A 13,481-nucleotide genomic window follows, 5' to 3' on the forward strand; every position below is an offset into this window, starting at 1 on the left:
TCACGCCAGAGTCTGCTGGGTGGCTGCCTCGCCAAGGTGCGACGCTGTGGGTACTACAGCCAGTGCCGTTCGAGTAGCGCGTCGAAAACTCGTTGAGGGCACGGCACCCTTGTCGAGCCCGCGGCTGGCGGCGAGGTCGTCGGCGAGGGCGACGAGTGGCGCCACGTGCGGTTCGTCGAGCCGGTCCCAGAGGGCGGCGCGTGCCGCTGTGCGGTTAGCAGGCCAGCGGCTTACACCGTCACCTCGGCGGCGTCGTCGAGCACTCGGTAAAGGGTGGCGCGGCTGCACCCGACCAGCTCGGCGATGAGGCGCGGGGACGGGACACCCCGCTGGGCGTGGGGACGGTCGTAGAGCACGGCCCAGTTACCGCGCGGCGACCTTGCTCGCGAGCCCGAGCAGGTGCTTGGCCGAGTCGGGGGAGGCGCCCAGGCCGAACTGATAGCTCACGACGTACTCGGCGTCGAGGTCCGGCGCGACGTCACGCAGCTCCCGGAGCAGACGTTCAGCGTCGCGCTTGCCGGGCCTGTCGAACCAGCCGTTGTTCCCCGCGAGGTTCAGCCGATCGAGCAGCACCATGACGTTGTTGGCGGGCTGCGGGGTGATCTCGCCGGTCACGAGGTTCAGCGCGCCGCGTGCCGCCGCCCACCCGGCCAGCGGGCCACCCGGCCACTCGGTGGCGCACAGCGACGAGCCGCGGGCCAGCGACTCGGCGTAGTCAAGATCGTCGAGCAGCAGGTTGTAGCCAAGCACTGGCCCGGGGGCCGTGCGCTTGCTGCGCGAGCAGGTGGACCGCGAGGGCGTGCCCCGTATGCCTGAGACCGGCAACTCGCTGTTCACCTGCGGCGGCAATCGCACGCACACCGTCGTCACAGCGCTGCCGGGGCATCCGCGGTGGATAGGTGCTCGCCGGTGGGCATAGGCCCCGACCTGGGCGCGGCTGGCCGCCGACGACGACCGCCGGGTCTGGCTGACGGAATCTCAACCCGATGTCGTATACGACATCGGTACGACATCGGCTCCGAGATTACGACATCAGATTTGAGACCCTACAGCGGCCGGTCAGCCGTGGGCCAGGTCGGCGAAGCGGCTGTAGTGCAGCTGGTGGGCCACGGTGATGGTGCTGGTGGGGCCGTTACGGTGCTTGGCCAGGATCAGGTCGGCCTCGCCCGCCCGGGGGTCGTCGCGCTCGAAGGCGTCGGGCCGGTGGAGCAGGATCACCATGTCGGCGTCCTGCTCGATCGACCCCGACTCACGCAGGTCGGACAGCATGGGCCGCTTGTCGGTGCGCTGCTCCGGACCACGGTTCAGCTGGCTGATCGCCACCACCGGCACCTCGAGCTCCTTGGCCAGCAGCTTGATCTGGCGGGAGAACTCCGACACCTCCTGCTGGCGGGACTCGACCTTGCGGCCGGACGTCATGAGCTGCAGGTAGTCGAGGATCACGAGCTTGAGGTCGTTGCGCTGCTTCAGCCGGCGGGCCTTGGCCCGGATCTCCATGAGCGTGAGGTTGGGCGAGTCGTCGATGAAGATCGGGGCCTCGCTGATCTCGCTCATCCGCCGGGCCATGCGAGTCCAGTCGTCGTCGCTCATCCGGCCGGCGCGCATGTCAGCGAGGCGGATACGCGCCTCGGCCGACAGCAGGCGCATGACGATCTCGGACTTGCTCATCTCCAGCGAGAACACCGCGCTGGTGAGGCCGTGGGCGACCGAGCAGGAGCGGGCGAAGTCGAGGCCGAGCGTCGACTTCCCGAGACCGGGCCGTGCGGCCACCACGATCATCTGCCCGGGGTGGAGGCCGTTGGTGGCGGCGTCGAGGTCGGCGAAGCCCGTGGGCACACCGAGCGCGACCCCGCCACGGGAGGCGATGGCGTCGATCTCGTCCATCGTGGGCTGGAGGAGCTCCTCCAGCGCCACGTAGTCCTCGCTGGTGCTGCGCTCGGTGACGTCGTAGATGGCGGCCTGGGCGCGGTCGACGACCTCGTTGACCTCGGCCCCGTCAGCGCCGTGGTAGCCGAGCTGGACGATGCGGGTGCCCGCCTCGACCAGGCGCCGCAGGATGGCCTTCTCGGCGACGATCTCGGCGTAGTAGGCGGCGTTGGCCGCGGTGGGCACAGTGGCGATCAGCGTGTGGAGGTAGGGCGCGCCGCCGAGGCGGATCAGCTCGCCGCGACGCTGCAGCTCCGACGAGACCGTGACGGCGTCGGCCGGTTCGCCCCGGCCGTAGAGATCGAGGATGCAGTCGTAGACGGTCTGGTGGGCCGGACGGTAGAAGTCGTCGGGCTGCAGCACCTCGACGACGTCGGCGATGGCGTCCTTGCTCAGCAACATGCCGCCGAGGACCGACTGCTCGGCCGTGAGGTCCTGCGGCGGCTGCCGGTCGAAGGTGCCACCCGGTTCCGAAGGCTCGCCCGCCGCGCGCACCGGGCGCGGTCTGCCAGCCGGACGATCGTCAGCCAATGCCATACGCAGCGTCACCCCCAGTCACCACTATATCGAACATTCGTTCGACGCGCCTCTCGGAACCCGAGTAACACCCGGGTGAATCACAGCTGACGTCGCACAGAGTCCTCGCACCCCCGCACGGCAGGTTATGGGGCAGGACCGCCTGGTCAAAACCGCCCTGTGCACGGACCTGGGGACGGCGTGGGGACGGATCCGACGCCGCCCAGGAAGGCGCAGGTCGCAGCCTGTGGACGAGATGTGGACAACTGGCCATCTTGATGGGTCTGACCAGTTCAGAGCCCGATTCGAAAGTGTGGACAACTTTCTTGTCACGACACGCCGACGGCGCCGTTTCGGCGTGTCGGGGAGGGCCTGTCAGCACGCACCTGGCGCGTCCGGACGGTCACTCGGCGATGCCCTCGTCACTTTCTCCCGAACCGGCCGCCGAGGGCAACCGGCGTGGTGGCAGGAAGGCGACCAGAAGAAGAACGGGGCGGGACGCGGGCTCATGGCCCGCGCCCCGCCCCGACTACTGATCGTGACGGATGTGCACCAGTCAGCTTGCGACGACGGCGATGTCCAGCTCGGCGGTGACCTCAGGGTGCAGGCGCACCGTGACCGCGTGGGTGCCGACGGACTTGATCTGCCCGGACACATCGACGGAGCGCCGGTCGAGCGGCGGACCGCCGGCGGCCCGGACGGCCTCGACGACGTCAGCAGCAGTGACCGAGCCGAACAGGCGGCCGGAGTCGCCTGCCGCCTTGGCCTTGACGGTGACGGACAGGTCGCCGAGCTGACCGGCGACCTCCTTGGCGTGGCCGAGGTCGCGGATCTGACGGGCCTGCTGGGACCGCCTGATCGAGGCGACCTGCTTCTCCGCGCCGCGGGTGGCCACGACGGCCAGCGAGCGGGGCAGCAGGTAGTTGCGGCCGTAGCCGTCCTTGACCTCGACGATGTCGCCGGGTGCGCCCAGGTTGGGCACGTCGGCGGTGAGGATGAGCTTCATTGTGGGAGTCCTCCGCTGTACTGAGGTTCGCTCGCGAGCTCGCTCAGCGGGCGGTCGAGGTGTAGGGCAGCAGCGCGACCTCGCGGGAGTTCTTGACCGCGACCGCGACGTCACGCTGGTGCTGACGGCAGTTGCCGGTGACCCGGCGCGCCCGGATCTTGCCGCGGTCGGAGATGAACTTCCGCAGCAGGCCGGTGTCCTTGTAGTCGATGTCCTGGGCCTTGTCCTTGCAGAACGCGCAGACCTTCTTCTTCGGCTTGCGCAGGACGGGCTTGGCCATGGGGTGCTCCTGCTTGTGCTCGTGACCCGCCTACGAGGGCGGGAAGTGGTGTCTCTGTCAGAAAGGGGGCTCGTCGTCGGCGGCCGGGCCGCTCCCGGCGGGCGGGGCCGAACCCCACGGGTCGTCCATGGGGGCGCCACCGCCGCCGCCGGAACCACCGGAACCGCCGCCGAAGCCACCGCCGCCGCTACCCCGGCTGACCTTGTTGACCTTGGCCGTGGCGTAGCGGAGGGACGGGCCGACCTCGTCGACCTCGAGCTCGACAACGGTGCGCTTCTCGCCCTCGCGGGTCTCGAAGCTCCGCTGCCGCAGCCTGCCCTGCACCATCACGCGCATGCCACGGGTGAGCGTCTCGGCGACGTTCTCCGCCGCCTGCCGCCACACGTTGCAGCGCATGAACAGGGCGTCGCCGTCCTTCCACTCGCCGGACTGGCGGTCGAAGGTGCGCGGCGTGGCCGCAACGGTGAAGTTGGCGACTGCGGCGCCGGACGGGGTGAAGCGCAGCTCCGGGTCGGCGGTGAGGTTGCCGACCACGGTGATGACGGTCTCGCCGGCCATCGCGATCGCCTCAGCTCGCTGCAGCAGCGGGCGCGGGTGCCCGCTTCGGCTCGCGACGCAGCACCTTGGTGCGCAGCACGGACTCGTTGAGCCCCAGCTGGCGGTCGAGCTCGGAGACCGTGGCCGGCTCGCAGGTGACCTCGAGGACGGCGTAGATGCCCTCTGCGTTCTTGGCGATCTCGTAGGCGAGGCGACGCTTGCCCCAGACCTCGATCTTCTCGACGGTCCCCTTGTCGTTCTTCACGACGTTGAGGAATGTCTCCAGGGACGGCGTCACAGTGCGCTCGTCCAGACTGGGGTCGAGGATGACCATCAGCTCGTAATGACGCATGAGAACCACTCACCTCCTATGGACTGGAACGGTCGCGGTCCATCCGCGACAGGAGGTTCTCAGGAAGCCCCGACAGAAACGGACACCCGCGGGCGGGCGGCGCGTGCGACACCCAGGGGGATGCCGGTCAGGTCGACGTGCCGAGGCTACCAGGGAGAACTCTGCCGACCGTGCCCGCCCCACCGGCGGCGGAGCCGGTGTTCCGGCACCGCGGACCGGGCCACCGACGGGAAGCGGACACTGCGGACCGCACCCGGCGGACCACGCCAGGGAACGGGTGTCGGGGGCGGTCACTACGCTGGCCGCATGCTCATCGGGGCCCACGTGCGCGAGGACGACCCGCTGGTCACGGCGGCCGACCGTGGGGCCGACATCGTGCAGATGTTCCTGGCCGATCCACAGGGCTGGAAGAAGCCGCCTGCACACCCCCAGGCCGAGCAGCTACGCGACGGCGACCTCACCGTGGTGGTGCACGCACCGTACGTCATCAATCTCGCGTCCCTGAACAACCGCATCCGCATCCCGTCGCGCAAGCTCGTCGTGCAGCACGCGGAGGCGGCCGCCGAGGTCGGCGCCATCGGGCTGGTGGTGCACGGCGGCCACGTCACGCAGGCCGAGGACGCGGCCACGGGCTTCGACAACTGGCGCAAGTTCGTCGAGCGGCAGATGGGCGACGGCGGCTTCGCCGTGCCGGTGTTCATCGAGAACACCGCAGGGGGCGACAACGCCATGGCCCGCCGGTTCGACGCCCTCGCCCGGCTCTGGGAGAGCGTCGGGGAGTTCGGCGTCGGGTTCTGCCTCGACACCTGCCACGCCTTCGCCGCCGGTGAGGATCTCGTCGACGTCGTCGACAGGGCGAAGGCCATCACGGGGCGTATCGACCTGGTACACCTCAACAACTCCCGCGACGAGTTCGGCTCCGCGCGCGACAGGCACGCCAACGTCGCCGACGGCACGATCGACCCCGACCAGTTGGCCGCCGTCTGCTCCGCCGCAGGCGCGCCGGTCGTCGTCGAGACGCCGGCCGACGGCCAGGCGGCCGACATCGCGTTCCTCCGTGAGCGGCTGGGTTCGTGACACCCGCCCAGGCGGTGCCGCGCGGCATGGAGGCCGGCCGGTGACACGCACTGCCGTCGGCTCCGTCCGGACCGACCGGTTCCGAGCCGCGCTCCCGGCCGGTCCCCGGGCCGGGCGGGCCATGCTGGTCGTGCTCGTGCTGCTCACCGGCCTGGTTCTCGTGCTGGGCTACGTCAACAAGGCCCGGTGCACCGGCCCGGAGTTCGATGCCGCGGGGCGGAGCCAGCCCGACTACGACGTGCGCATCGACCGGGACGTCTGCTACTCCGACATCCAGCACCTGTGGCTGGGCCGCGACATCGACCACCACATCTTCCCGTACCTCACCGGCTCGATCACCCCGGACGGGCGGCTCGTCGGTGGCACGGTGGAGTACCCCGTGCTCACCGGCCTGCTCATGTGGGCCGGAGCGCTGTTCGCCCACAACGACGCCCAGTTCCTGCTCGCCTCCGCCCTGCTGATGTCTCCGTTCGGCCTGCTCACGGGCTGGATGTTGGGCAGGTTGGGCCGCTGGCGGGCGCTGGTGTGGGCGCTCGGCCCGCCGCTGGTGCTCTACGCGTTCCACAACTGGGACCTGCCCGTGGTGGCCTGTGCGGTGGGCGCCGTGTTCGCCGTGCACGGGTGGCGCACCGACCGGTCGTTGGCCCAGCGCGGGGTCGTGGCCGCCGTCCTGCTGGGGCTCGGTTTCGCGTTCAAGCTCTACCCCGGCGCCTTCGTGCTGCCCCTCGCTCTCTACGTGCTCACGGCCTCGCGCCCGGGGACGCTGCACTGGGGCGCGGCGATCCGCGTCGCGCTGGCAGCGGCGGGCACCGTCGTCCTCGTGAACCTGCCGTTCGCGCTGGCCGGCTACCAGGGCTGGCGCGCGTCGTTCACGTTCCAGGAGCTGCGGAAGGTCGACCTCACCACCAACTCGATCTGGTACTGGGGTTTCCGCCCCGAGTCCGATCCCGACAACGTCGCCTTCCAGTCCACGATGGACTGGCTCTCACCCGGCCTCGTGCTCCTGTCCTTCGCGGTGGCCGCGGCCGTCGGCTGGTGGCGGTGGCGGCGCGACGGCGTCTACCCGTGGGTGGCGGTGAGCGGGGCGATGCTGTGCGGCTTCCTGCTGCTGCACAAGGTGCACTCGCCGCAGTACACGCTGTGGCTGGTCCCGTTCTTCGTGCTGCTGCAGGTGCCGTGGCGGTGGGTCGTGGGCTACCTGATGGTCGACCTCGTGATGGGCATCGGCATCTTCCGCTGGTTCTACGCGCTCAAGACCGGTGTCGGGATAGGCATCTACGAGGGCTTCGCCGCCCAGGCCGTGACGATCGGCGTCTGGGGACGCGCAGTGCTCCTCCTCGTGCTGTTCGTGGTGTTCCTCGGCCTCCCCGACCGGCTCGCCGACGGAGGAGCGAACCGGCGCACCCCGCTCGCGGAGTCGGTGTAGCGAGGCCTCGGCGCACCTACCGCCAGGCGAAGACCGGCTGTTCCAGGTGCGCCACCCGGGTGGGCCGCCCGTGCAGCACCACCTCCCGGAACTGGTGCAGCACCGCGCCGGTGGGCGCGTGCACGAACCGGCCGAACAGCGGCAGCTGGATCACCGGGGCGTCCGACTCGGGAATGGTGAGGAACCGCGGTTCGACGTCGATCAGCTCGAGTGGCACCCGGTGCAGCTCACTCACCTCGGCCGGGCTCGGGTGCAGCGCAGGGTCGGTGCCCGCCCACAGGACAACGGGCGTGATGACGTAGCCGGACCGGGTGGGGTAGTCGTCCAGCAGACCGAGCTCGGCCTCCTCGCCGAGCTCCAGCCCGAGCTCCTCGGCGAGCTCGCGCCGCGCCGCATCGCCGTACGTCTCACCGGGCTCGGTGCGCCCGCCCGGCAGTGCCCACTGGCCGGCGTGCCCCCGCAACGTCGAGGCGCGGCGCGTGAGCAGGAACGCCGGGCCCGGCTCGATCAGCGCGATCGCGACCGAGGCCGGTTTGAGGTCCGGCCGGTCGGCCGGGCGCCGTTCGAACCGGCGCAGGGCATCGGCGACACGGGATCGCAGGCTGTCCATCTCCTGATCGTGCCCCACCGGCCACCTCGCCGTCCTGTGCCGAGCCGCCGTCAGGTGCCCGGGCCGGGGCGGGTGTACCGGTGCTTCACGCCCACCGGGAAGTACTCGGGGTCGCCCAGCTCGCGCAGGTCGACCTGGGGCAGCTGCCGGTCCACGGGGACGTAGTGCGCGTACTCGCTGTTGGTCCGCGGCAGTTGCTTCCGGATCGACTCGGCCACATCGGCCGTGGAGGATGCCGTGTCGACGGTACTGCCCGGCGCGACCACCGTGATCGGGTATCCCTTGGCCGCCAGGTGGCGGACGCAGGATGCGGTGAACAACCCGCCGACCCAGGTGCCCAACGGGAAGCAGATCACGGCGAGGGTGCTGCGGCCGTCCGCCTGGAAGCCGTCCCGGAAGATCTCCTCGAAGCGGCGGACGATGTGCAGTTCGTCGACGAGCGAGCACGGCCAGATGCTGGGACGGCCGGTCGAGCCGGAGGACACCGCGATCATGTCGCTGTCCTCGATCCGGCCGCCGCGGCAGAGATCAGGCAGCGGGTAGCGCCGGTGGTAGGTGTCCTTGGTCATCAACGGGAGCCCACGGAAGTCCGCGAGCGTCCGGATCGACGCCGGGTCGACCTCGTGCTCGCGGAGGAACTCACGGTAGGCAGGCACCGAGCCGACCACGTCGTGGAACAGCCGAACGGCCTGCTCCCCACCGCTGCCCGCGCCCTCGAAGAACCCCTGGAACGCGGAGAACCTCCGCACGCCGCGCATCAAACATGACGCCGAGGCTAGCGTGCGGTCGGTTAGGCTGAACCGACTGTACGACAGTCTGATGATCGGACATGGAGGTCTGAATGATCGATCCGGCTGTGCTGGCGCCGGCCGGCGAGGTGCTCTCGGTGAGGTACGCCGAGCGCCGCGTCCGCCGCAGCGACGTCTTCCACGACTACGGGTCCTACGGCGACCCCGACGGCTGGCTCGACATGGACTACAACTTCTGGGTCATCCGGGACGACGACGGCATCACCCTCGTCGACACCGGATACGACGTGGCCGCCCGCGACTGGCTCGGCGAGATCCCGGTGACCACCACGCCGGAATGTCTCGAACTGCTGGAGATCGACCCCGCCTCCGTCGCCCGGGTGATCACCAGCCACTTCCACTACGACCACATCGGTCACCTGGGCCTGTTCACGGCGGCGGAGGTGGTCTCCGGCGGGGCCGAGTACGACTACTGGTTCGCCAAGCGGGACAGCGGCGCACTCGGCGGCGAGTTCACCACCGAGGCCGACCTCGCCGTCGTGGAACGGGCCGATGACGCCGGTCGCCTCCGGCTGGTGCGGGAACCCGCCAGGGTGGGTCCCTCGGTGGCGGTGCACCCGGTGGGCGGCCACTGCCCTGGTGAGTTGGTCGTCACCGTGCAGACGGCACGCGGGCCACTGGTGCTCGCCTCCGACGCGGCCCATTTCTACGAGCAGATCCAGCACGGATGGCCGTTCTTCGCCTTCACCGACCTCGACGAGATGCGGGAAGGCCTGGACACGATCAACCGGATGGCCGACGAGTTCGGGGCCACGGTCGTTCCGGGCCATGACGCCCGCACGCGCGAGCGTTTCCCCGCCGCGGCAGGACGCGCCGGACAGGTGGCCGTCGTACTGGGGTGACGCGAACGGTCAGGAACCGTTCCGGGCCGGATCGGCACCGGGAGACACGGTGCCGGCCCGGAACGGGTACGGCTCCGACCGTGTCGACCTCGGCAGCGGGGGCCAGTCCGGGTCGTCCCGGTCCGGGCCGCGCAACCGCACCGCCCGCACCGGATCCGTCTCGGGCCGCAGGACGGACCGCACGACCAGCACACACAGGAGCACGACCATCGCGTCGCGGAGCACGACGGCTCCGAGGAACCAGTCCGGCGGCAACCCCTTCGACGCGGGGGTGAGGTAGTAGAACATCCGCGGCACCCAGACCAGCGCGTCGATCAGCATCCAGGCCAAGAGCAGCCGCCACCGCGGGAGCGCGAGCACCGCGAGAGGTACCAGCCACAGCGAGTACTGCGGGCTCCACACCTTGTTGACCAGCAGGAACGCGGCCACAACGAGAAACGCCAGCGACGCCAGCCGCGGGGGCTGCGGTGCCCGCCAGGCCAGCACGGCGAGTCCGGCACAGCACAGCACGAACAGCACGGCGCTCACCGTGTTGAGCACCGTGGGCGGCTGTCCCGATGCCAGTTGACCGTCGAAACCAGGCCAACCCGTGAAGTACGAGACGACGAAGTAGAGCGAGTCGGGGTCGGCAGGCCGCGTCTGGTTGAGCCGGAAGAACTCCCACCAACCTTGCGTGAACGTCACCGCGACCGGCGCGTTGATCATCACCCACGTGACGACGGCCGCCACGGCCGTGGTGATGCCGGTGGCCGCGTCGCGGCGGCGGAACGCAACGAGCACGATCGGAAGCAGCAGTAGCAGCGGGTAGGCCTTGAAGGCCCCGCCGATCCCCAGCAGTACGCCGGCGAGCCCGGGGTTCCGGCGGGCCAACGCGAGAAGGCCCAGCGTGGCGCATGCGACCGCGAGCGTGTCGAAGTTGGTGAACGCATGCACCACCACGAGTGGCGACACCGCAACCAGTGCCGCGTCCCACGGCCGGGACGGGCGCAGCATGCGCACCCCCCACACCACCACGAGCCAGGCCATGGCCAGCCAGATCGCCGAGATGTTGAAGTACACGACGACGGGTAGTGCTGTCGGGAGGGTCTGCACCTGCTTGGCGAGCCACAGCCAGCCGTCGGCGAGGCGCGCGTTGGCGTACTGGAAGTACCCGGTGAGGACCGGGTACTCCATGTAGCGCACCTGCTCGGACGGGGTGCCGCCGTTCTCGACCCACGAGTCCCGGTAGGGCACCGCCCCGCTGTCGAGACCCTCGACCCCGTACAGCGGGACGGTGTCCGAGTAGCACATCGCGACGTACTGGCGGCCGTTGCGCCAGTCGAGCATCAGGCCGCCGTCCGATGACGGGCCCTGCTGCAGGCAGGGCGCCTTACCGAGCCAGCCCAGCGCCAGCACGACCACGGCGAGGAGCAGCACCGCACGCAGCGGCGTCCAGAACGCGCTGCGGCCGATCAGGGCGTGCCGGCCCAGCGGACCGCCCACGATCCGGCTGGCGGTGGCCACGAACGGATCGGTCCAGGTCGGGACGACCCGGGTGGGCGGCGCGGGAGGCCGCCCTGCCCCCCGCCCGGCTCCGGTCACCGCGTGGACCCGGCCGGGTTGTTCGCCGGCGCGTTGCGACCGCTGTCGCCGCTGCCTCCGGTGGGTTGGTCGTTGCTGTCCCCGCCGCGCGGGTTGCCCCCGCCTCCGTTGCCGCTGCCGTTGCCGTTGCCGTCGCTGTTGTTGCCGTTGCCGTCGTTGTTGTTGCCGTTGCCGTTGCCGTCGTTGTTGTTGCCGTTGTTGCCACCGTCGCCCGGCAGGACCCCGAACGGGTTGTCCGAATCGTCGTCAGAGTTGCCGTTGCCGTTGCCGTTCCCGTTGCCGTTCGAGTCGCCACGACCGTTGTTGTCGTCCTCGTCGTCCGTCGACGGTGACCCGCTCTGCGGCGAACCCGAGGTGGGCGGGGCGCCCGAGGCGTTGGTGCTGGGGTCGGCAGCCGGGGGCTTGCCCAGCGGCACGAACTTCGAGAACTGCTCCTTCGGCGTGCCGCGCAGGGCGTCGTTCATGAACTCCTGCCAGATCGACCCGGGCAGCATGCGCCCGAAGATGGGGCTACCGGAGGCGTTCTTGATCGGGTCGCTGTTGTCGCTGCCGACCCAGACGGCGGTGGAGACGGACGGCGTGTACCCGACCGTCCACGCGTCCTTGTTCTGGCCCGGCTTGTCCGCCTGCACGGTGCCCGTCTTGGCCGCGACCGGCCTACCGTCCGACAGCGCGATTCTGGAACTGCTCGCGACATCGATCATCGACTCGGTGACGTTGCGCGCCACCTGCTCGGGGACCGCCTGCTCGCCTGCGGCCTCCCCGCGGTCGTAGAGCACCCGGCCATCGGCCGCGACGACCTTCGCGACGATGTAGGGCTCGTGCCGCTGTCCGTCGTCGGCGAACGTCGCGAACGCCGACGCCATGTCCACCGGGTGGACCTCCGAGTCACCGAGCGCGATACCACCGCGGGCAGTGAGCTCCACGTCCTGGGGGATGCCGGCCTGGTGGGCTGCATCGGCCACGCGCTGGGTGCCGACATCGACCGCCATCCGATAGAAGATCGTGTTGATCGACTTCGTCATGGCCGTCTGCACCGTGCACTCGTCGCAGTTGAAGCCCTCGGAGTTGCTGACGGTGACCCCACCGTCGAACTGTTGAGGCGAGGAGCCGTCGTAGGTGGAGCCCAGTCCGATGCCCTTGTTGCTCTGCAGCGCCGCGGACAGCACGAACGGCTTGAACGACGACCCGGGCTGGCGCATGGCGTTGGCGTAGTCGGTGCCGAGGCCGTTGGCTCCGCCGTAGTACGCCAGGATCGCGCCCGTCTTGGGGTCGACGGAGACCAGCGCAGAACGCAGGTTGTCGGGCTGGCCCTCCATCACCTTCTTGATCGCCTTGACGGCCTGCTCCTGCCGTGGCTGCTGCACCGTGGTGGTGATCGTGAGGCCCTCGGTGTCGATCTGGTCCTCGGTGATCCCCTTGGCCGCGAGCTCCCCGACGGCCTTGTCGTAGATGTGGTAGCGGTCGTCGCCGGGCACTCCGCCCAGCTGCGGCGGCTCAGGGAGCCAGTTGGTGGGGAACGTCTGCTGAGCGCGTTCGGCCGGGGTGAGGTACTTGTTCTCCACCATCCGGTCGAGGGCCCTGTTCCAGCGATCCGTCGACTTCTGCTCGCTCTTGGCGGGGTCGTACGCGGACGGCGCCGAGATGATGCCGGCCAGCATCGCGCTCTCGGAGACCGTCAGGTCCTTGACGTCCTTGTCGAAGTAGGCCTTCGCCGCAGCCTGGATCCCGTAGGCGCCACGGCCGAGGTAGATGGTGTTGAGGTAGTTCTCGAGGATCTGGTCCTTGGTCTGCTCGCGGGAGATCTTCACCGCGAGCACGACCTCCTTGTACTTGCGCAGCAATGAGACCTCGTCGTGGCCGGTGGACACCTTGATGTACTGCTGGGTGATCGTCGAACCGCCGCCGATCCCACCGGTGAGCTGGTTGTAGACCGCGCGGAAGATGCCCGTGATGTCGAAGCCGGGGTTCGAGTAGAAGGTGTTGTCCTCGGTGGCCACCACGGCCTGACGGGTCTGCAGGGGAATCCGGTCGAGCGTGACCTTCACCCGGTTGACGTTCTCGGGCCGCACCGTGGCCAGCGGCTGACCGTCGGCGAAGGTGAACGTGGCGACCTGGGTGAGCGTCGCCTCGTCCGACGTGGGCACGTCGAAGATCATCCAGCCGACGGCGAAGGCGAGGAACGGGCCGATCACCGCCAGACCGAGCAGGACGTAGAGAATCCGGCGGATGCGACGCCACCGGCTGCGCTTGCCGGACGGCGGCACCGGCGTGCCCGGTCCGGTCCCCCCGGTCGTCGCCGTTCGTTCGGCGAGAGCGAGGGCACCCTCCCTCGCCACCGAGGCGGCACCGGTCTCGTCGTGGGTGAGCAGTGGCATGTCCCCGGACGTGTACGGAGCCCTGGGCCCGCCGGGCTGCTGCGGTACGGGTGGGCCGTCCGGGCGGTAGCGCTGCGGTGGGGCGGGTCCGGGCGGAGGCGCAGCGGGGGCCCGGCCGCGCTGGGGCGCGCCGGGGGGAGG

At 70.1% G+C, this 13,481-nt stretch carries 14 protein-coding genes; 3 read left to right on the plus strand and 11 right to left on the minus strand.

What is annotated here, in order from left to right; all coding sequences use genetic code 11:
• Positions 1 to 230: 230 nt before the first annotated feature.
• The 7 genes from AC5L35_RS08665 to rpsF all read right to left on the minus strand — a co-directional run bounded on the left by AC5L35_RS08665 (position 231) and on the right by rpsF (position 4,617).
• On the minus strand, positions 231 to 356 hold the full coding sequence (locus tag AC5L35_RS08665) for a helix-turn-helix domain-containing protein (RefSeq protein WP_495059033.1): 126 nt from the start codon (positions 354 to 356) through the stop codon (positions 231 to 233).
• A 7-nt stretch (positions 357 to 363) separates the two neighbouring features.
• Positions 364 to 750, minus strand: a complete 387-nt coding sequence (locus AC5L35_RS08670; RefSeq protein WP_495059034.1) for a hypothetical protein — start codon at positions 748 to 750, stop codon at positions 364 to 366.
• Positions 751 to 1,059: 309 nt separating this feature from the next.
• Positions 1,060 to 2,463: a replicative DNA helicase gene (gene dnaB, locus AC5L35_RS08675; protein ID WP_495059035.1), complete on the minus strand. Its 1,404-nt coding sequence runs from the start codon at positions 2,461 to 2,463 to the stop codon at positions 1,060 to 1,062.
• A 535-nt stretch (positions 2,464 to 2,998) separates the two neighbouring features.
• Positions 2,999 to 3,448 (minus strand): 50S ribosomal protein L9, encoded by a 450-nt coding sequence (gene rplI, locus AC5L35_RS08680; RefSeq protein WP_495059036.1) that lies wholly within the window; start codon positions 3,446 to 3,448, stop codon positions 2,999 to 3,001.
• 43 nt (positions 3,449 to 3,491) lie between these two features.
• Positions 3,492 to 3,728, minus strand: coding sequence for a 30S ribosomal protein S18 (gene rpsR, locus AC5L35_RS08685; RefSeq protein WP_094923024.1), 237 nt, complete (start codon positions 3,726 to 3,728; stop codon positions 3,492 to 3,494).
• A 57-nt stretch (positions 3,729 to 3,785) separates the two neighbouring features.
• Positions 3,786 to 4,286 (minus strand): single-stranded DNA-binding protein, encoded by a 501-nt coding sequence (locus AC5L35_RS08690; RefSeq protein WP_495059037.1) that lies wholly within the window; start codon positions 4,284 to 4,286, stop codon positions 3,786 to 3,788.
• A gap of 10 nt (positions 4,287 to 4,296) precedes the next feature.
• Positions 4,297 to 4,617, minus strand: coding sequence for a 30S ribosomal protein S6 (gene rpsF, locus AC5L35_RS08695; protein ID WP_495059038.1), 321 nt, complete (start codon positions 4,615 to 4,617; stop codon positions 4,297 to 4,299).
• 306 nt (positions 4,618 to 4,923) lie between these two features.
• On the opposite strand from rpsF, the gene AC5L35_RS08700 reads away from it, so the two are divergent.
• The gene (locus AC5L35_RS08700; RefSeq protein ID WP_495059039.1) at positions 4,924 to 5,694 is read left to right on the plus strand and encodes a deoxyribonuclease IV; all 771 of its coding nucleotides are present in this window, start codon (positions 4,924 to 4,926) and stop codon (positions 5,692 to 5,694) included.
• A gap of 40 nt (positions 5,695 to 5,734) precedes the next feature.
• A complete protein-coding gene (locus AC5L35_RS08705; protein ID WP_495059040.1) occupies positions 5,735 to 7,120 on the plus strand; it encodes a glycosyltransferase family 87 protein in 1,386 nt (461 codons plus the stop codon).
• Between the two features lie 16 nt (positions 7,121 to 7,136).
• On the opposite strand, the gene AC5L35_RS08710 is transcribed toward AC5L35_RS08705, so the two are convergent.
• Together AC5L35_RS08710 and AC5L35_RS08715 are read right to left on the minus strand one after the other, a co-directional pair.
• Complete coding sequence (locus tag AC5L35_RS08710; RefSeq protein WP_495059041.1) at positions 7,137 to 7,730, minus strand: NUDIX hydrolase; 594 nt, start codon at positions 7,728 to 7,730, stop codon at positions 7,137 to 7,139.
• Positions 7,731 to 7,780: 50 nt separating this feature from the next.
• Positions 7,781 to 8,479: a hypothetical protein gene (locus AC5L35_RS08715; protein WP_495059042.1), complete on the minus strand. Its 699-nt coding sequence runs from the start codon at positions 8,477 to 8,479 to the stop codon at positions 7,781 to 7,783.
• A gap of 92 nt (positions 8,480 to 8,571) precedes the next feature.
• Between AC5L35_RS08715 and AC5L35_RS08720 the strand changes: the two genes are divergently transcribed.
• Positions 8,572 to 9,381, plus strand: a complete 810-nt coding sequence (locus tag AC5L35_RS08720) for an N-acyl homoserine lactonase family protein (RefSeq protein WP_495059043.1) — start codon at positions 8,572 to 8,574, stop codon at positions 9,379 to 9,381.
• Between the two features lie 9 nt (positions 9,382 to 9,390).
• Here the strand turns inward: AC5L35_RS08720 and AC5L35_RS08725 are convergent, their stop codons facing one another.
• Together AC5L35_RS08725 and AC5L35_RS08730 are read right to left on the minus strand one after the other, a co-directional pair.
• Positions 9,391 to 10,884 (minus strand): glycosyltransferase family 87 protein, encoded by a 1,494-nt coding sequence (locus tag AC5L35_RS08725; protein WP_495059044.1) that lies wholly within the window; start codon positions 10,882 to 10,884, stop codon positions 9,391 to 9,393.
• A gap of 74 nt (positions 10,885 to 10,958) precedes the next feature.
• On the minus strand, positions 10,959 to 13,340 hold the full coding sequence (locus tag AC5L35_RS08730; RefSeq protein ID WP_495059045.1) for a transglycosylase domain-containing protein: 2,382 nt from the start codon (positions 13,338 to 13,340) through the stop codon (positions 10,959 to 10,961).
• Between the last annotated feature and the right edge of the window lie 141 nt (positions 13,341 to 13,481).

The sequence above is a fragment of the Pseudonocardia sp. OZ21 genome (genome assembly GCF_059359135.1).

Bases quoted from the DNA above. Each gene is read 5' to 3' on its own strand.
- dnaB (WP_495059035.1), bottom strand. From the start codon at position 2,463: ATGGCATTGGCTGACGATCGTCCGGCTGGCAGACCGCGCCCGGTGCGC.
- rplI (WP_495059036.1), bottom strand. From the start codon at position 3,448: ATGAAGCTCATCCTCACCGCCGACGTGCCCAACCTGGGCGCACCCGGC.
- rpsR (WP_094923024.1), bottom strand. From the start codon at position 3,728: ATGGCCAAGCCCGTCCTGCGCAAGCCGAAGAAGAAGGTCTGCGCGTTC.
- AC5L35_RS08690 (WP_495059037.1), bottom strand. From the start codon at position 4,286: ATGGCCGGCGAGACCGTCATCACCGTGGTCGGCAACCTCACCGCCGAC.
- rpsF (WP_495059038.1), bottom strand. From the start codon at position 4,617: ATGCGTCATTACGAGCTGATGGTCATCCTCGACCCCAGTCTGGACGAG.
- AC5L35_RS08700 (WP_495059039.1), top strand. From the start codon at position 4,924: ATGCTCATCGGGGCCCACGTGCGCGAGGACGACCCGCTGGTCACGGCG.
- AC5L35_RS08710 (WP_495059041.1), bottom strand. From the start codon at position 7,730: ATGGACAGCCTGCGATCCCGTGTCGCCGATGCCCTGCGCCGGTTCGAA.
- AC5L35_RS08720 (WP_495059043.1), top strand. From the start codon at position 8,572: ATGATCGATCCGGCTGTGCTGGCGCCGGCCGGCGAGGTGCTCTCGGTG.
- AC5L35_RS08730 (WP_495059045.1), bottom strand. From the start codon at position 13,340: ATGCCACTGCTCACCCACGACGAGACCGGTGCCGCCTCGGTGGCGAGG.